Here is a 17,317-nt window from a genome sequence, read left to right as displayed (position 1 = left end):
CGAGGGTATTTTTCGCCCCAAGCGAAAAACCGGATGTCCGGGGCAAGACCTTTGCCTTCTTTGGGTGGGGCGGCCATCCGTCGTTTGCCAAAGAAGGTCGCCCGAGGGGGCGAAACAAGAAGCCCGCGCGCACGCCGTGGCGGCGCAATACACCCACGCCGAAGCAACTCTGCAATGCTGGCGCCGGCCCTGCCGGCGGATCGCGGGCATGGCCCGCTCCTACAATGGAGCGGCGTACCACCGCGAACGGTTGTACGTCTTACACCAACCTCTGCTCCCGCAGGTAATCCCGCAGATGCTCGATGAACGCGATGATCTTGCGCGTTGCCCTTCGCGTGCTCGGGTACACCGCCAGCAACTCCGACCCCAAGGCCTTGGGGTCAAAATGGCAGTCATCGAGGATCGTCCGCAACCGCCCGTCCCGCAGGTACGGCAGCACGCTCCAGACCGGGCACGGCAGCACGCCCTGCCCGGCCAGGCAGGCCTCCAGCAGCAATTCCTGGTTATCGCTGTTCAAGCGCCCGCTGCGCGGTAGCAACAGCCGCTCGCCAGCCCGCTCGATCAGCCAGCTCTCGCCCAGCGCCGGGTGGCGATAGACCAGGCATTCGTGCTCCACCAGTTGCTCGGGCCGCTCCGGCACGCCGCAGCGCTCCAAGTAGTCGGGGCTGGCGCAGAACACGATGCGACTCTCTCCGACCGGTTGCGCGATCAGCCCCGGCAGGTCGCTGTGTCCCAGGCGCAAGGCAAGGTCGTAGCGACCATCAAGCATGTCGATGTAGGCATCGGTCAGGTCGACCTGCAGGCTCATGTCCGGGTGCTTGCGCATGAAGCTGGCGCAGGCGCCGTTGAGGAAGGGTCGACCGAACGCCAACGGGCCATTGATGCGCAGGCGCCCCTTGAGGCTGTGGTGCAGCTGGGCGATTTCCTCCTCGGACTCGCGCATGCGCTCCAGCACTTCCCGTGCTGTTTCCAGATAGAGCTGCCCGGCCTCGGTCAGCGCCATGCTGCGGGTGGTGCGCTCGAACAGCCGCGCACCCACTTCCTGCTCCAACTGCCCGACCGACTTGGCCACCGCCGAAGGCGTCTTGCCCAACTCCTCGGCGGCGCGGCTGAAGCTGCCGAGCTCGGCGCTGATGACGAATAGCTGCAGGCTGTTGAGCTTGTCCACGATTGAGTCCGAATTTTCCCAAGTGTTATTCCAAGGCGCCGCTTACTCGCCGCCTGGAAGGCCCTTAGCCTCTGCGCAACGCCAACAAGAATCAAGAGAAAGGCCCTTTCCCCATGGAAAGCCACCCTGCCTCATCGTCACGCATTTTGAACTCAGAAATGAAAATAAGCTGCCTTGCCCGCTTACCTGCGCTCGTCCTGATGCGTCCCCGTGCCGCGTTCGGTGACGCGCTTGGCAAGTCCGCCCTGCTCTCTCCCCAGCGCCGTTTCCAGCATGGACGAACGAACGTCATCCGGGCGATACGCAGCCTCCGCGATGACGCCCCGTTCGATCCCGTCAGGCCCTGATCCTTTCGAACCCTTCCGCCTTGCCTGGAGTCACCATGTCCACCGCCGCCGAACTGATCATCACCCACGCCGACATCCGCACGATGAACGAGCGCCAACCGCGCGCCGAGGCCATCGCCATTCAGCGCGGTCGCATCCTCGCCGTCGGCAGCAATGTCGAGATCGAGGCGCTGGCCAACAGTGCCACCCGCCGCATCGACGCCGGCGGCCGGCTGATGCTGCCGGGCCTGCAGGACACCCACGTACACTTCCAGCTCAGCGCCGCCGACCTCTACCACAACGCCTCGCTGTATGACGCCACCACCCTCGACGAGCTGCTGGAAACCATCCGCACCTTCGCCCAGGCGCACCCGGAAAAACCCTGGATTCGCGGCGTCGGCTTCTCCTCCGCGCGCTTCACGCCCGAACAGCTCACCAAGGAGCGGCTCGACAGTGTCACCGACGGCCGTCCGGCGCTGATGTTCGCCAGCGACTACCACAACGGCTGGGCCAACAGCGCCGCCTTCGAACTGGCCGGCGTGCGCCCGGGCAGCGTCGAGCCGGATAACGGCGAATACCTGCGCCTGGCCGACGGCACGCCGAAGGGCTGGCTGGTGGAAGACGCCATCTGGGCGATGAACCGCATCGCCCCCGGCTATACCGACGACGACTACCTGCAGGCCATGGCGCACTACAGCAAGGCCTTCAACGCGCGCGGCATCACCGGCGTGCTCGACGCCATGGCCGCGCGCAACTACCTGAAGAACTACCAGGCCTCCCATGATCGCGGTGACCTGACCCTGCGCGTCTGCGCCACGTCGAAGATCTTCGCGCACAAGTCGCTGGCCGAGCAGATGGCCGAACTCAAGGACCTGCGCGCCACTTACCAAGGCGACCGGGTGCGCCTGCACTCGGCCAAGTTCTTCCTCGACGGCGTGCTGGAGAACGGCACGGCGGTGCTGGCCGCGCCCCGCAGCGATACCGGCGGGAATGCCGAGCTGATGTTCAGCCAGGAGCAGATCGACGAGTTCTTCAGCGCCTTCGACCGCGAGGGTTTCCAGATCCACGTGCACAGCATCGGCGACGGCGCCGTGCGTGCCGCGCTCAACGGCCTGGAGGTCGCCCGCGAGCGTAACGGCCAGTGGGATTCACGCCACCAGCTGGCGCACCTGCAGGTGGTCGACCCGGCGGATATCCCGCGCTTCAACCAGCTCGGCGCGCTGGCCAACTACCAGACACTGTGGGCGCAACCCAACCCCGAGGCCGACGCCATAGTCGAAGCCATGATCGGCCCCGAGCGCAGCCAGTACATCTATCCGCTGGGCGAGTTCGTGCGCCAGGGCGTGACCTGCATGCTCAGCAGCGACTGGGGGGTGACCGGTTTCGATCCGTTCCAGATCATCCAGTGCGCCCTCACCCGGCAGAACCCGGCGCTGGGCAACGACAGCCCGGTGCAGACCGCGCAACACCGCATCGGTATCGCGGATGCGATCAAGGGCTACACGATCAACGCCGCCCACGCCGCCTGGCGCGACGACTGTACCGGCAGCCTTGCACCGGGCAAGTACGCCGACCTGATCCTGCTGGACCGCGACCTCTATGCCATCTCCCCCTACGAGATCGGTCAGACCCAGGTCCTGCTGACCCTGCTCGAAGGCCGCGAGGTCCACCGCGACGCCGCCTTCGCAGGCTGAGCCAGCGGCCCGCCAACGAGGCGGGCCCTTCTTCCAACAACAATAAAAGTGGAGCCTGATCATGGGCGTTGCAGTTCCCCACGGGGGCGCGCAGCTCAAGCGCACCCTCGGCCTGAAAGACCTGGTGGCCTATGGCATGGCCTACATCGCGCCAATGGCGCCACTGACCACCTTCGGCTTCGTCTGGAACGCCTCGGGCGGCCTGATCGCGCTGGCGTACCTGCTGGGCGCGATCTGCATGTACTTCACCGCGCAGAGCTACGCCACGCTGTCCAACGAAGTACAGAGCGCCGGCTCCGTCTATGGTTTCGCCCGGCACAGCCTGGGCGAGGTTCCGGGCTTCGTTGCCGGCTGGCTGATCCTGCTGGATTACCTGCTGATCCCCGCCCTGGTGTTCCTGATCATGTCGGTGGGCCTGCAGATCCTGGTTCCGGGCCTCGACCGCGCGCTGTGCCTGGTGCTGCTGGTGGCGGTGTCACTGGGCATCAACTGGTTCGGCGTCGCCGTCACTACGCGCGTCAGCATGGTTTCGGTGGTCCTGCAGTTCACGGTGATGTTCGGCCTGCTGGCGCTGGCGCTGTTCGCGCTGGCGCAAGGCAAGGGCGCCGGCACACTGACTGCCGCGCCGTTCTTCGACAACAGCGCCTTCGATGTCGGCAAGGTGTTCACCGCCACGTCCATCTGCGTGCTGTCGTTCCTGGGCTTCGATGCCATTTCCACCCTCGCCGAAGAAGTGAAGGACAACGACCGCCGGCTGGTCGGCCGCGCCATCCTGCTGGTGCTGTTCATCTGCGCGACGCTGTTCGTGGTGACCACCTGGGTGCTGGGCAACCTGATGCCGGGTGTGGCGATCAAGGACGCCTCGGCAGCCATCTACGAACTGACTGCAGCACAGATCGGCCCCTGGGTCGCCCTGCTGCTGGCCTGGGTGATCGCGGTGATGGTTGGGCTGACCAACGCGCTGCCGATGCAGGTCGGCGTCTCCCGTGTGCTGTTCGCCATGAGCCGTGACCGCCAGCTGCCAACGCTGTTCGCCCGCCTGCACCGCCGCCACGGCACTCCGCATGTGGCGCTGGTGCTATCGACCCTGCTGTCACTGGGCATCGCCCTGGTGATGCGCGAGCGCATCGACACCCTCGCCTCCTTCGTCAACTTCGGCGCGCTCACCGCCTTCGTCCTGCTGCACCTGTCGGTGCTGGTCAAGCTGGGCATCAAGGGCCGCAGCCGGCGCTGGTTCGCCCACTGGCTTGTGCCCATCGTGGGCATCGCGGTGGTGCTGACGGTGCTCGATGGCATGGATATTCATGCGCTGACCATGGGGAGCGCGTGGCTGGTGATCGGGCTGATCTACGGCCTCTACCTGCGCAGCAAGGGGCGGGTGGCGCTGAGCGTTTGATGCCCCGTGCCGTGCGGTTCGCGAGCAAGGACTAGGCGTCCCCTTCGGTCTTACGAAAAACCCCACCGATCCAGCTTTGGCTCTTAAGCCTTCCAGAGAAACATCAGCGCACTCCGAACGCCCCGTTCAACGAGGGAATTTTTCGCCCAAGCGAAAAACCGGATGTCCGGGGCCAGACCTTTGCCTACTTTGCGTGGGGCGGCCATCCGTCGTTTGGCAAAGTTGGTCGCCCGAGGGGGCGAAACACAGAATCCGCGCTTACGCCGAAGCGCTGCAGAAACACGCACAACAACGCAGGCAACGCCAACGGCGGATAACGCTGGCGCGTTATGCGCCCTACAAGGGCATGCCGGCGTAGGGCGAATAACCTGGAACAGGTTATCCGCCGCCCCCCTCACATCACTTGATGTACCAACCCCACGGCTGGTCGCTGAGGTACTCGGTGACCTGCTTGGTCTCCAGATAGTTGTCCAGCCCCCATACGCCCAGCTCGCGGCCGAGGCCGCTCTGCTTGTAGCCACCCCAAGGCGCCTGGGTGAAGGTCGGCTGCGAACAGTTGACCCAGACGATGCCCGCGCGCAGGCCGCGGCTCACGCGCTGGCAACGCGCCGGATCGGCGGACATCACCGCCGCTGCCAAGCCGAACTGGCTGTCGTTGGCCAGGCGCAGCGCCTCGGCTTCGTCCTTGAAGCGGCGCACGGCGAGGACCGGGCCGAAGATTTCCTCGCGCCATACGGCGCTCTCCAGCGGCGCGTCGATGAACACTGTCGGCTCGACGAACCAGCCCTTGTCGCAATGGGCCGGACGCTTGCCGCCAGTGACCAGCTTCGCCCCATCGCGCACGCCGGCTGCGATGGCCTGCAACACCTTGGCGTGCTGGCCGGCGCTGACCAGCGGGCCGAGCAGCACGCCCGGCTCCAGGCCGTTGCCGATGGTGATGCGGCGGGTTTCTTCCACCAGGCGCTCGATCAGCCGGTCATGCAGCCCGTCCTGCACCAGCAGGCGCGACGTGGCGCTGCACACCTGGCCCTGGTTCCAGAAGATGCCGAACAGGATCCACTCCACGGCTGCCTCGACATCCGCGTCATCGAAGACGATGAACGCCGATTTGCCGCCCAGCTCCAGACTGACGTTCTTGATGTCCTGGGCCGCCGCCTGCATGATCGCGCGCCCGGTCGGCACGCTGCCGGTGAAGGCCAGCTTGTCCACGCCCGGATGCGCCGAGAGCGGCGAGCCGGCGTCACGGCCCAGGCCGGTGACCACGTTGAGCACGCCCCTGGGCAAGCCCACCGCATCGGCGGCAGCGGCCAGTTCCAGGGAAGTCAGCGGGGTCAGTTCCGAAGGCTTGAGCACGGCGGTACAACCGGCGGCCAGCGCCGGCGCGACCTTCCACGAAGCCATCAGCAGCGGGTAGTTCCAGGGGATGATCTGCCCCGCCACACCGACCGGCTCGCGCAGCACGCGGCAGGCGAAACGCTCGTCGGGCAGCGCGACCAGTTCGCCCTCGTCATTCAGCCCTTCGGCCAGCTCGGCGTAGTAGTCGAAGCAGCCGATGGCGTCGTCGATATCCCACTGCGCCTCGGGCAGCGGCTTGCCGTTGTCCTGCACTTCCAGGCGGGCCAGGTCTTCGCGGCGGCCACGCAGGTTGTCGGCGATGGCGCGCAGGTAGCCGGCGCGTTCCTTCCCACTGCTGCGGCCCCACTCGCCCTCATCGAAAGCCCGGCGCGCGGACTGCACGGCGCGATCCACGTCCTCGCCGGTGGCAGCGGCGACTTCAGTCAGTACGGCTTCGCTGGAGGGTTCGTACACCTCGAAGCGGCCACCTTGCGCGGGTGCCTGCCATTGGCCATCGATATAGAGCTGGTCGCGCATGCGAAGGTCTCCTGAGCTTGTTGGAATGCTTGTGGGCCGAGCATAGGGAAATGGGCACGGGGTTGATAACGCGGGCGCCGTGCATGCGGGCACGCGCGGAGGGGACTGTCTGTAGGAGCGAGCTTGCTCGCAGACCGCCCGGCTGCGAAGCCGAGGGGAAGCCCCGTAGGATGGGTGGAGCTTGCGATACCCATCGCCAGGGTCACCCGTGATCGATGGGTATCGCTTCGCTCCACGCCATCCTACAAAAGCACTCCGCTCACGAAGCCGCCTTCTGTTCCAGGTACGCCTTGGGCGACAACCCCGTCTCCTCGCGGAAGCAGCGGTAGAAGGTCGACAACGAGCGGAACCCCGCTGCCCGTGCCAGCTCATCGATGCGCGTGACGCTGGTAGCGCCGTCGAGCTGGCTGAGCAGGTGGCGCAGCCGCAGCTGGTTCAGGTACTGGTAGAAGCTCAGCCCCAGTACCTGGTTGAGGAAGTAGGAAATCTGGTTGCGCGTGTAGCCGGTGGCCGCCGCGACCTGGGGCATGTCCAGGTCGGGGTTGAGGAAGGGCCGGGTCTGCTGGAAGTACTGCTGGATGTCGCCGCCGAGCAGGCTCAGCTGCCGTGCGGAGAGCCCGAGGCGGCTGTCGGCCATGCGCGGCTGCGGCTCGCTGGCGGTTTTCTGCGGCTGGCCGATCAGCGCTGCGTGCTCGTTGACCCTGATGATCCGCCCGTCACGCACGGTGTAGGCCTCGGTGGCGCGGAAGGACACCAGCCCCTGGGTGCCCCGCAGGGTCACCTGATACTGCAGGAAGGCGGTGTCGCCATCGACCCGCAGGCGGTCGGCGTAGACCTGCGACTCATCCCCTGCTGCGGGCATGCTGGTCTGCAGGTACTCGCGCAGTTCGTTCGGCGCAATCCGACGACCCTGGAAGAAATCGTTGTACTCCACTTGCGGGTCGAACAGCGCCATCAGCGCCTCGATGTCATGACGACGCCAGGCCTGGTGATAACGCATGACCACCGCGTGGGTAACGGCGCTCGCCGGGTCGGGCTGGTAAGTCGTGCCTTCGAGCGTGGCGCTCCAGCCCTGCTCTTCGCTCATGCTTCTGCGCTCATGGTTTTCCCCTGCCGGTCTTGGCCGGCTTGTCCTGCTCCGGGCGTGCCCGCAAAGAGCGACTAGCCGTATGCCTGGGCACCCCGGAGCGATTACAAAACTCGGACGCGGCCCGAAGACCGCTTTTTCTTCCGACATTCTGCCGGAGTTTTCCGATGACATCCGCCCTTCTTGCGCACGCCACTCCCCGACCGTTCTGGCTCGACACTCTCGATCCCGCTCCCGCCGCACCGGCGCTGGAAGCGGATCGCCGCTTCGACCTGGTGGTGGTCGGCGGCGGCTTCACCGGTCTCTGGACCGCCCTGCACGCCCGCCTGCGCTGGCCCGGCGCGAGCATCGCGGTGGTCGAGGCGCGTCGCTGCGGTGGCGAGGCGAGCGGGCGCAACGGTGGCTTCTGCGCGCCGAGTATTTCCCACGGCGTAGGCAATGCCCTGCGCCGCTGGCCGGAAGAAGCTGAAACCCTTGTACGCCTGGGCCGTCAGAATCTCGAAGAGTTCGAGGCGGACCTGAAGCGCTTCGGCATGAACGTGGAATTCGAGCGTCGCGGCAAGCTCAGCGTCGCCATGCAGCCCTGGCAGGTCGAAGGCCTGCGCGGCATGCAGAGCAACTACCAGCGCTTCGGTATCGACTGCGAGTGGCTCGAAGGCGCGGAACTGGCGCAGAAACTCGACTCGCCGCTGTACAAGGCCGGCGTTTTCGAACCCAACTACGCGCTGCTCAACCCGGCGAAGATGGCCGCCGAGCTGCGCCGGGTATGCCTGGAGCAGGGCATCGAGCTGTTCGAGAACACCCCGGTGCACGAGCTGCACCAGCGCGGCGACCGCCTGATGCTGCGCTGCGATCGTGGCGAGCTGGAGGCCGGGCAGATCGCCCTGGCCACCAACATCGCCCCGCCGCTGCTCGGCCACCTGAACTCCAGCGTGATCCCGGTGTACGACTACTCGCTGGTCACCCAGCCGCTCACCGACGACCAGCTGCGCGCCATCGGCTGGGTCGACCGCTACGGCATCGCCGATGCCGGCAACCAGTTCCACTACCTGCGCAAGACTGCCGACAACCGCATCCTCTGGGCCGGCTTCGACGCCATCTACCACTTCGGCAGCCGCCGCGACGAGGCCCTGACCCAGCGCCCGGAAAGCTTCCAGCGCCTGGCCGGACAGTTCCGCGAGGCCTTCCCGCAGCTCGGTCCGGTCGAGTTCAGCCATGCCTGGGGCGGCATCATCGACACCTCGGCGCGCACCACGCTGTTCACCGGCTGCGTGCTCGGCGGGCGCGTCGCCTATGCGCTGGGCTTCACCGGCCAGGGCGTGGCGGCCAGCCGCTTCGCTGCGCTGAACATGCTCGACCAGCTGGGCGGCGAAAGCACTGAACGCACCCGACTGCGCATGACCTCGCAGAAGCCCTTCCCCTTCCCTCCCGAGCCGCTGCGCTACCTCGGCGTGCGCCTGGCCCAGCGTTCGCTGGCCAAGGAAGACCGCACCGGCCGCCGCGATCTGCTGCTCAAGACCTTCGATGCCTTCGGCGTCGGTTTCGATTCCTGATGGAGAACCTCATGTCCACCCTGCCCCGCCACGTCATCGATTTCGCCAACCCCGACCTCGCCCCGCAGGAGCGCGAGATCAACGACCCGGCGATCGTCGATGCGCCGTACCAGAGCCGCAGCTGGCGGCACTTCAGCGCCCCGGAAAAGAACGCCATCGCCGGTATCTGGGAAGCCGGCGTGCACCTGGAACGCTGCGAGTGCGACTACGACGAGCTGTGCCACATCCTCGAAGGCAGCGTGCGCCTGACCGACGCCGATGGCGTGGCGAAGACCTTCGGGCCGGGGGATTCCTTCGTGGTCGCGGCGGGATTCAAGGGCACCTGGGAAAACCTCACGCCGGTGCGCAAGGTGTATTTCATTCTCGGTTGAGTTCGGCGTTGCAGGTGTTCGCGAGCAAGCTCGCTCCTACAAGGGAGTGCCACACGCACTGCGTAGGAGCGAGCTTGCTCGCGAATCTGCGGACCTGCACCCTGACCTGGAAGGCCAGCCAGCCGTACGTCCCCCCAAGCTCCACAACCGTTTGAAAGGGCTATAACTAGCGAAACGAAACGGCAGGTCACCCGGGATCAACCGGCTACGACCGCCCCTGATGGCCCTTTTCCTTTACCCGGATCAGGCTTCCCCAGCCTGATCGGCGCCCGCGGCGCGGAGCGGTTTGATGAGTTCCAGAACCTGGCGATGGGCTCGCAGGAGCCTCCCTGGCTGCATCGGACTGGCACTGCTGGTCGCTCCGCTCTACGCCAACGCACTGTTCAAATGCCAGGCCCGCGACGGGACCGTCAGCCACACCAGTCACGCCGTTGCCGGGGCGCGCTGCACGCTCCAGAACAGCAAGACAAGCCAGACCAGCAAGTCAGGCGCGACTGCCAGCCCCAGGTCGAAGGCCGCGCCAGCGAGCGAGCGCGGGGACGAGCCTGGCGCAGGGCGGGTTCGGGTTTACACCTTCGTCCACAAGGGCGTTCGCCAGTACGTGAGCCGTCGCCCGGTCGGGATCTCCGCGCGGGTCGATGTGATCGATGTGTATTACATCAAGGGCTGCTACCTGTGCATGGCGCCGAAGGATTTCAACGTCGCCACGCTGCGCCTGGACACCCGTTCCTATCGCCGCGAGATCGAGGCCGCGTCGCTGCGCTACGGTGTCGACCGAGCGCTGGTGCGCGCGGTGATCCATGCCGAATCGGCGTTCCAGCCCAACGCCATTTCCGTCGCCGGCGCGCAGGGGCTGATGCAGTTGATGCCCGACACCGCTGAGCGTTTCAATGTCAGCAACCCCTTCGATGCGCGGCAGAACATCCGTGGCGGCGTGCGCTACCTGGCCTGGCTGCTCAAGCGCTTCAACGGCAATCAGCGGCTGGCGCTGGCGAGCTACAACGCCGGTGAGATGACCGTCGACAAGTACAACGGAATACCGCCCTACGCCGAGACGCAAACCTACGTCGCCCGCGTGCAGTCCCTGACCGAGCGCTATCGCAATCATCGCTAGCCGGTTGAATGTCGAGGTCAGAGAGTTCGTAGGATGGCGTGGAGCGCAGCGATCCCCATCAGTTTCCTGCGCCATCCGCATGGGTATCGCTGCGCTCCACTCATCCTACAAAGAGCGCAGCGGCATGCCGGCCCGACTCGTAGGGCGCATAACCTGGAACAGGTTATCCGCCGGGACATCCGCGGCGGATAACGCTGGCGCGTTATCCGCCCTACCGGTCAGCCCGACCCTGCCAGAGCTGATGGCTCAGCCGAACTTCCACCCCGCCGTCGCCAGCCGGGTGTCCAGCGCGGCGAGGTCGGCTTCCACCCGCGCGGCCGGTTCCGGCATGTAGGCCAGCGGGTCGGGCAGCGTGGACGGCTGGCCGAGGAAGCCTTCCGTCGCGGCATGCAGGCAGTAGGCGCTGTAGGCCGGGTTGTAGCCGCCCTCCTGCACCACCAGCAGGCGCCCCTGGCAGAGTTCGTCGGCCAGCGCGCGGGCGCGGCGGGCCAGGCGGTTGAAGCCCTGCATGGTCACCAGCTGGCGGCCGTTGGGGTCGAACTGCGAGGCGTCCAGGCCGTTGGCGATGATCAGCAGGTCCGGCTTGAAGGCGCGCAGCGCCGGCTCGACGAAGCGGCTGAAGACCATCTCGTAGAGCTGGTCGCCCGAGCCCATGGGCAGCGGCAGGTTGAGGTTGCTGCCCAGCCCCGCGCCGTAGCCGCGCTCATCGGCCGCACCGCTCTGCGGGTGGCTTGGTCCCCACGCCCCGTGGTCCATGTGCAGGGACACGGTGAACACCGAAGGATCGTCGTAGAAGCCTTCCTGGGTGCCGTTGCCGTGGTGCACGTCCCAGTCGACGATGGCCACCCGCTCCAGCCCCCCCGCCTGCGCGGCGCGCGCGGCAACCCCGACGTTGTTGAAGAAGCAGTAGCCGTCGGCCATGGCCGGCGCGGCGTGGTGGCCCGGCGGGCGTACCAGGGCCATGGCCGGGTTGCCGGTGGCCAGCACGCTTTCCAGTGCCAGCAGGCTGGTGCCGGCGGCGGCCAGCAGGCCGGCGAGACTGCCGGCGGACATCAGCGTGGTGCTGCTGAATCGCTTGCCCTGGGCGTCCGCCGCGAAGATGCCGCGCAGGTAATCGGCATCGTGGAAGCGCAGCAGTTCCTCTTCGCTGGCATGGCGGCCTTCGTGCCAGTTCAACGAACCGGCGACCGGCCCGCGCTGGAGGATGGCGCGCATGTTGAGCAGCCGGGGATTGCTCTCCGGGTGCAGCAACTGCTCGGCCAGCAGGTCGCTGGGCGGCGCCTCGAACACGCCGGCAGCGGTGTCGTGGCGCAGCACGTCGTCGTGCCAGAAAATATCCATCGTGTGACTCATCAGAAACCCTCGGATTCCATCACTGCGCCCGCAGGCGCAGACACGCAACACGGATTCGCCCCCGGCAGTACACGGACCGGGGGCGAACCTCCATCAGTCGATGATCGTCAGCTCCGGCGGCAGCTCCGACAGGCTCGCCGAGCCCTTCTCGCCGCACAGCACGGTGTCGCCGAGCTTGATGCCGAAGCCTTCGTTGTACAAGGACAGGTTGGGCTCGATGGAGAACGACATGTTCGGCTGGAACACATGGTCGTCGGCCTCGTCCACCATCATCGCTTCCAGCCAGGTCGGCGGGTAGGCCAGGCCCAGGCTGTAGCCGATGCGGTGCACGCGGGTGCGCGACAGGTCGATACGGTCGAGGATCTGGTTGCACACGCGGTTGGCCTCACCCACCGGGGTGCCCGGCTTGGCGATGTCGATGGCCGCGTTGAAGGCTTCGGTGAGCAGGGTCGCCACTTCCTTCACCCGCGGGCTGGGTTTGCCGATCACCGCGGTGCGCATGAGGATCGCGTGGTAGCGGTTGCACACGCCGGCGTGCTCGAGGATCACCACGTCGCCGTGGCTGATGGTCTGGCGGTGCGGCATGGCGTGGGTCATGGTGCTGCGGCGGCCGGTGGCGCACATCGGGCTGATCGCCGAGTACTCGCTGCCGGCGCGACCCAGGGCGTTGGCGACGATGCCGGCCACTTCCACTTCCGAGATACCCGGACGCAGCGCTTCGAAGGCGGCCAGCATGCCCTGATCGGCCATGCGCGCGGCGCTGCGCTGGTACTCGATTTCCTCGGCGGTCTTGATCAGGCGGTTCTCGGCGACCAGCGGGCCGGCGTCTTCGAAACGGGCTTCGGGCATATAGCCCAGCAGCGCGTTGTACTGCGCCGGGGAGAAGGTCGAGGCGGTCATTTCCAGGCCGATGCGCGCCTGGGAAAGGCCGGCCTGGGCGAGCACGTCGGCGACGATCTTCAGCGGGTCCTGCTTGGCGATGTCATAGAAGATCGCCTCGTTGATGCACGACAGCTCCCAGGTGCAGGGCTCCTCGCTGGTGCGGGTGAGGAACACCGGTTCGGCCAGCTTCGGCGAGATGATCAGCGCCTGGTACCAGAGGAAGCCCAGGCTGTCGAAGCCGGTCAGGTAGTTGATGTTGTCCGGGTAGTTGACCACCAGGGCATCCAGGCCACGATCGGCCATGCGGCGTTTGACGGCTTCGACGCGTTGACGGTAGGTGCGCGCGGGGAAAGCGGTAAGCATGGGGATTCCCTCCTCAGGGACAGGCAGGTGCTTTGCTACAGAGTGGTTGGGGTCGCCAGCGCGGCGACCGGATGTGAGTCGGGGTGTGGATCAGGAAGGCGGTCGCTGTCGCTCCAGGTACATGCGCAGCAGCATCACCGCCAGGGTGAGGACGATCATCAGGGTGGACACGGCGGCGATCGCCGGGTCGAGGTTGTAGCGCAGGCCGTCCCAGATGCGCTTGGGCAGCGTCACCACGTTCAGGCCGCTGGTGAACAGGGTCACCACCACTTCTTCCCAGCTCATCACGAAGCCCATGAAGAAGCCGCCGAGAATGCCGCCGCGCACGTTGGGCAGCAGCACGTGCCAGAGCGTCGGCCAGAGCCCCGCGCCGAGCGAGCGCGAGGCCTTGTACAGGCTCTGGTCGAGCCGCGCGTAGGCCACCAGCATGGCGATCACCGAGTACGGCAGCGCCATCAGCAGATGGCCGAAGCCGACGCCCAGCAGGTTGTCGAGAATGCCCAGGCGCGCGTCGAGGTAATAGATCGACATCGCCGAGACCACCTGCGGGACGATCATCGGCAGCAGCACGATCAGCGTCAGCACGGTGCGGAAGCGCCGCTGCAGCCAGATGCCGGTGGCGAACAGAAAGGCCAGCGCGGTGGACAGCGCACCGACCACCAGCGCCAGGCCCAGGCTCTGCAGGATCGACAGCAGCCACGCGCCGTCGAACAGCGTTGCGTAGTGGCGCAGCGACCAGCCGCCGTCCGGGAAGGCCAGGTAGCGCTGCTTGCCGAACGACAGCGGCACGATCACCAGGATCGGCAGCAGCAGGAACAGCGCGGACAGCGCCAGTGCGGTCCAGGACAGCCAGCGCCCCAGCGCCGGGCGTGGCAGCTGCGGCTTTTTCACTGGCATGGCGGAGAGATAGGTTCCCTGCGGAGTCACAGCTCAGTCCTCCCGAGCAGGCGGCGGTAGCCGATGAGTTGTCCGAACAGCAACGCGCAGCCCACCACCAGCAGCATCAGCACAATGCTCAGCGCCGCACCTAGGCCCCAGTTGGAGAGCTGGAACATCTGCACGTAGATGTACTCGGCGAGCATCGCGGCCTTGCCGCCGCCCAGCAGCGCCGGGGTGACGAAGCAGCCGAGGCTGAACACGAAGACGATGGCGGACGCGGCGACCACGCCCGGCAAGGTCAGCGGGATGAAGATGTCCTTGAGCGTCTGCCAGTGGCTCGCACCCAGGCTGCTGGAAGCGCGCAGCAGGCTGTCGTCCACCTGTTTCAGCGAAGACAGCAGCGGCAGCACCGCGTAAGGCACCATGAAGTGCACCATGCCGATCAGCGCGCCGAGTTCGTTGCGCACCAGCGGCGGCGGCGCGTCGAACCAGCCGGTGGCCATCAGCCCCTGGCTGACCAGCCCACCGTTGCGCAGCAGCACCAGCCAGGCGAAGGCGCGGATCAGCATCGACAGCCAGAACGGCAGCAGCACGAACAGCTCGATCAGCTGCCGGCCGCGCGGCGTCGCGAAACGCCAGCGGTAAGCGATCAGGTAGGCGATGGCGACGCTGATCGCGGTGGTCAGCAGGCAGATGCGCAGGGTGCGCCAGATCACCGCCTGCAGGTTGGCGTTGTCGGCGATGGCCGCGTAGTTCTGCGTGCCCCACTCCGGCAGGCTGAAGCTCCAGCCGAGCACGCCGAGGGTCGGCAACAGGTAGCCGACCACGACGAGCACAGGCAGGGGCAGGATCAGCAGGCCGTAGACCGGCAGCACGCCCGGTGCGAAACGTCGCATCTCAGCCACCGATCAGCGCGAGGTAGCGCTCCAGGGTTTCGCCGTAGTGTTCGGCGTGCCACTTGTTGTTCAGCGACACCTGCTTCTTCAGGTTGTCCGGTGCGGTGGGGTTGATCGCCTGCAGCTGGGCGCTGAGCAGGTCGTTGGCCGCAAGGTTCACCGGGCCCATGTTGTAGACCTCCATGAGCTTGGCCTGGACTTCAGGACGAAGGGCATAGGCGATGAAGTCCATGGCCGCCTTGGCGCCGGCCGGGTTGCCCTTGGGCACCATCCACACCGAAGGCGAGACGATGCCGCCGTCGAAGCTCCAGTCGATCTTGCCGGCGGTGTCGTTCTTCACCAGTTCGGCGCGGGTGTGCCACATCTGCGCCATGCTCACCTCGCCATCGCGGATCAGCTGCTGCGACTCGGCGCCGGTGGACCAGTGGGTGGCGATGTGCGGCAGCAGCTCCTCGATCTTGCGCAGCGCGCGGTCCACGTCCAGCGGGTAGAGCTGTTCCGGCGGAACGCCGTCGGCCAGCAGCGCGCACTCGAGGTTGGCGCTCATCCACTTGTAGAGGGTGCGCTTGCCCGGGTACTTCTTCACGTCCCAGAAGTCGGCCCAGGACTTGGGCGGGTTCTTGCCGAACTGCTCGTGGTCGTAGCCGATCACGTAGCTGTAGGTGTAGTTGGCGAGGCCGAAGTCATGCACGTCGCCGTAGCCGATCAGCGATTTGTCGACGATGCCGAAGTCGATGGGGGTGAGGAACTTGTCCTTGCCCAGCCGGTAGGACGAATACATCTCGCCGTCGCACACGTCCCAGCGCACCGCGCCGCTGCTTACCTGGGTCTTCAGCGCGCCCTCGGTGGGGCCGCTGCCGTCGACTTTCAGGGCCAGGCCGGAAGCCTGGTCGAAGCCGCCGAAGCTCTTCTCGAAGGCCGGCACCGCATCACCGCCCCAGTTGGCCAGCACCAGGTTGCCGCCGGCTGCGAAGGCCCGACCGCCGGCGCCGAACGGCAGCGCACTGGCGGCGGCGAGCAGCAGCAGGCTGCGGTTGAAATCGCGGCGGCTGATGCCGGCGCGCTCGCCCTTCTGGACGGCGATCTCGATGGCGTCTTCGATGAAGCCTTGGCCTGCTTTTATAGAGTCGCTCATGTGATTGCTCCCCGATCGTTTGTTTTCGTTATGGGTTAGTCAGGCGGACAACAGGTGGCAGTGCTGCGGCGACCAGCTGCACCAGTAGCGCTGGCCGCTGCGCAGGCTGCCCAGCAGCGGGTGCGACACCGGCAGGCGCAGGTCGAGGCGATCGCCCTGCTCCAGGGTCAGTTCGAGATTGACGTGGGCGCCCTGGTAGGTCGCGGGGCCTGCGGTGGCGCAGAGGCCGTTGTCGCGGCCGGCGTCCTGCAGCGGGCGCAGGTCGATGTGTTCCGGGCGCACCGCCAGCCAGCTCTTGCCGCCCTGGCCGGCATTGGGCGTATTGGCCACGCGCAGGTGCTGGCCACGGAAATCGCAGAGCGTGGCTTCGGCCTCGCGCCGCACCACGCCGACCTCCAGCAGGTTGGTGTCGCCGAGGAAGTTCGCGACGAAGCGGCTGGCCGGGCGTTCGTAGACCTCGCGCGGGGTGCCGACCTGTTCCAGGCGGCCCTTGTTGAAAACGGCGATGCGGTCGGACAGCGCCAGGGCTTCTTCCTGGTCGTGGGTGACGAAGACGAACGTGGTGCCGAAGTCCTTGTGCATGCGCGCCAGCTCGCCTTGCATCTCCTGGCGCAGGCGGCGATCGAGGGCAGACAGCGGCTCGTCGAGCAGCAGCAATTTCGGCTTGAACACCAGCGCGCGGGCCAGCGCCACGCGCTGTTGCTGGCCGCCGGACAGCTGGCTGATGCCGCGCTCGCCCATGCCGGCCAGGCCGACGCGTTCCAGCACCTCGGCGACCCGGCGCTCGATCTCCGCGCCCGGCACCTTGCGGATGCGCAGCGGGTAAGCGACGTTCTGCGCAACGCTCATGTGCGGGAACAGCGCGTAGCCCTGGAACACCACGCCGAACTCGCGCTGGTCGGGGGACAGATGGGTGATGTCGCGGCCGTCCTGCTCGATGCGCCCTTCGCTGGGCTCGACGAAGCCGGCGAGCATCATCAGCGTGGTGCTTTTACCGGAGCCGGATGGGCCCAGAAGCGTGAGGAATTCGCCCTGGCGGATGCTCAGGCTGAGGTCGCTCAGGACCTGCAGGTTGCCGTAGCGCTTGCCCAGGCCGAGCAAGTCGACGAAATGCTGCATGGCGGATCTCCAGCCGTTTTTTCTTGTTGATCGGTGTTGGCTTGGGCTCATCTTCTGTGCAAATTTAACTAACGACAATTCAATAGATTTCCGCCTGAATCGTTAGTCA

Annotated in this window: 14 protein-coding genes; 5 read left to right on the top strand and 9 right to left on the bottom strand. The window is 66.6% G+C overall.

Going from position 1 to position 17,317, the window contains the following annotated elements; all coding sequences use genetic code 11:
* Positions 1 to 259 precede the first annotated feature (259 nt).
* The gene (locus IB261_RS12665; protein WP_192223166.1) at positions 260 to 1,168 is read right to left on the bottom strand and encodes a LysR family transcriptional regulator; all 909 of its coding nucleotides are present in this window, start codon (positions 1,166 to 1,168) and stop codon (positions 260 to 262) included.
* Positions 1,169 to 1,550: 382 nt separating this feature from the next.
* Between IB261_RS12665 and IB261_RS12660 the strand changes: the two genes are divergently transcribed.
* Together IB261_RS12660 and IB261_RS12655 are read left to right on the top strand one after the other, a co-directional pair.
* Positions 1,551 to 3,188, top strand: coding sequence for an amidohydrolase (locus IB261_RS12660; protein WP_192382942.1), 1,638 nt, complete (start codon positions 1,551 to 1,553; stop codon positions 3,186 to 3,188).
* 61 nt (positions 3,189 to 3,249) lie between these two features.
* Entirely contained in the window at positions 3,250 to 4,584 is a 1,335-nt protein-coding gene (locus IB261_RS12655) for an APC family permease (protein ID WP_192382943.1), read from the top strand.
* A gap of 399 nt (positions 4,585 to 4,983) precedes the next feature.
* On the opposite strand, the gene IB261_RS12650 is transcribed toward IB261_RS12655, so the two are convergent.
* Positions 4,984 to 6,456, bottom strand: a complete 1,473-nt coding sequence (locus IB261_RS12650) for an aldehyde dehydrogenase family protein (RefSeq protein ID WP_192382944.1) — start codon at positions 6,454 to 6,456, stop codon at positions 4,984 to 4,986.
* Positions 6,457 to 6,715: 259 nt separating this feature from the next.
* Positions 6,716 to 7,456 carry a nuclear transport factor 2 family protein gene (locus IB261_RS12645; RefSeq protein WP_225606138.1) on the bottom strand — a complete coding sequence of 247 codons (741 nt, stop codon included), beginning with the start codon at positions 7,454 to 7,456 and terminating at the stop codon, positions 6,716 to 6,718.
* Between the two features lie 254 nt (positions 7,457 to 7,710).
* Here IB261_RS12645 and IB261_RS12640 point away from each other — a divergent pair, with 254 nt between their 5' ends.
* The 3 genes from IB261_RS12640 to IB261_RS12630 all read left to right on the top strand — a co-directional run bounded on the left by IB261_RS12640 (position 7,711) and on the right by IB261_RS12630 (position 10,581).
* Positions 7,711 to 9,096: an NAD(P)/FAD-dependent oxidoreductase gene (locus tag IB261_RS12640; RefSeq protein ID WP_081516862.1), complete on the top strand. Its 1,386-nt coding sequence runs from the start codon at positions 7,711 to 7,713 to the stop codon at positions 9,094 to 9,096.
* Positions 9,097 to 9,107: 11 nt separating this feature from the next.
* Entirely contained in the window at positions 9,108 to 9,467 is a 360-nt protein-coding gene (locus IB261_RS12635) for a cupin domain-containing protein (protein ID WP_081516861.1), read from the top strand.
* A gap of 289 nt (positions 9,468 to 9,756) precedes the next feature.
* Positions 9,757 to 10,581 carry a lytic transglycosylase domain-containing protein gene (locus IB261_RS12630; protein ID WP_192382945.1) on the top strand — a complete coding sequence of 275 codons (825 nt, stop codon included), beginning with the start codon at positions 9,757 to 9,759 and terminating at the stop codon, positions 10,579 to 10,581.
* A gap of 246 nt (positions 10,582 to 10,827) precedes the next feature.
* On the opposite strand, the gene IB261_RS12625 is transcribed toward IB261_RS12630, so the two are convergent.
* The 6 genes from IB261_RS12625 to IB261_RS12600 form a co-directional block, all read right to left on the bottom strand.
* Entirely contained in the window at positions 10,828 to 11,922 is a 1,095-nt protein-coding gene (locus IB261_RS12625; RefSeq protein ID WP_192382946.1) for an arginase family protein, read from the bottom strand.
* Positions 11,923 to 12,027: 105 nt separating this feature from the next.
* A complete protein-coding gene (locus IB261_RS12620; RefSeq protein ID WP_081516858.1) occupies positions 12,028 to 13,179 on the bottom strand; it encodes a M24 family metallopeptidase in 1,152 nt (383 codons plus the stop codon).
* A 90-nt stretch (positions 13,180 to 13,269) separates the two neighbouring features.
* Positions 13,270 to 14,106 (bottom strand): ABC transporter permease, encoded by an 837-nt coding sequence (locus tag IB261_RS12615; RefSeq protein WP_318653073.1) that lies wholly within the window; start codon positions 14,104 to 14,106, stop codon positions 13,270 to 13,272.
* Entirely contained in the window at positions 14,103 to 14,954 is an 852-nt protein-coding gene (locus IB261_RS12610; RefSeq protein WP_081516856.1) for an ABC transporter permease, read from the bottom strand. The genes IB261_RS12615 and IB261_RS12610 overlap by 4 nt, the downstream gene beginning before the upstream one ends.
* Before the next feature lies 1 nt (position 14,955).
* The gene (locus IB261_RS12605; protein WP_225606123.1) at positions 14,956 to 16,089 is read right to left on the bottom strand and encodes an ABC transporter substrate-binding protein; all 1,134 of its coding nucleotides are present in this window, start codon (positions 16,087 to 16,089) and stop codon (positions 14,956 to 14,958) included.
* A 39-nt stretch (positions 16,090 to 16,128) separates the two neighbouring features.
* Positions 16,129 to 17,208 carry an ABC transporter ATP-binding protein gene (locus tag IB261_RS12600; protein WP_192382947.1) on the bottom strand — a complete coding sequence of 360 codons (1,080 nt, stop codon included), beginning with the start codon at positions 17,206 to 17,208 and terminating at the stop codon, positions 16,129 to 16,131.
* Between the last annotated feature and the right edge of the window lie 109 nt (positions 17,209 to 17,317).

Source organism: Pseudomonas sp. PDM20 (assembly GCF_014852575.3).
In the GTDB taxonomy this organism is placed as follows: domain Bacteria; phylum Pseudomonadota; class Gammaproteobacteria; order Pseudomonadales; family Pseudomonadaceae; genus Pseudomonas.
This window is presented reverse-complemented; position numbering and strand designations above follow the sequence as displayed.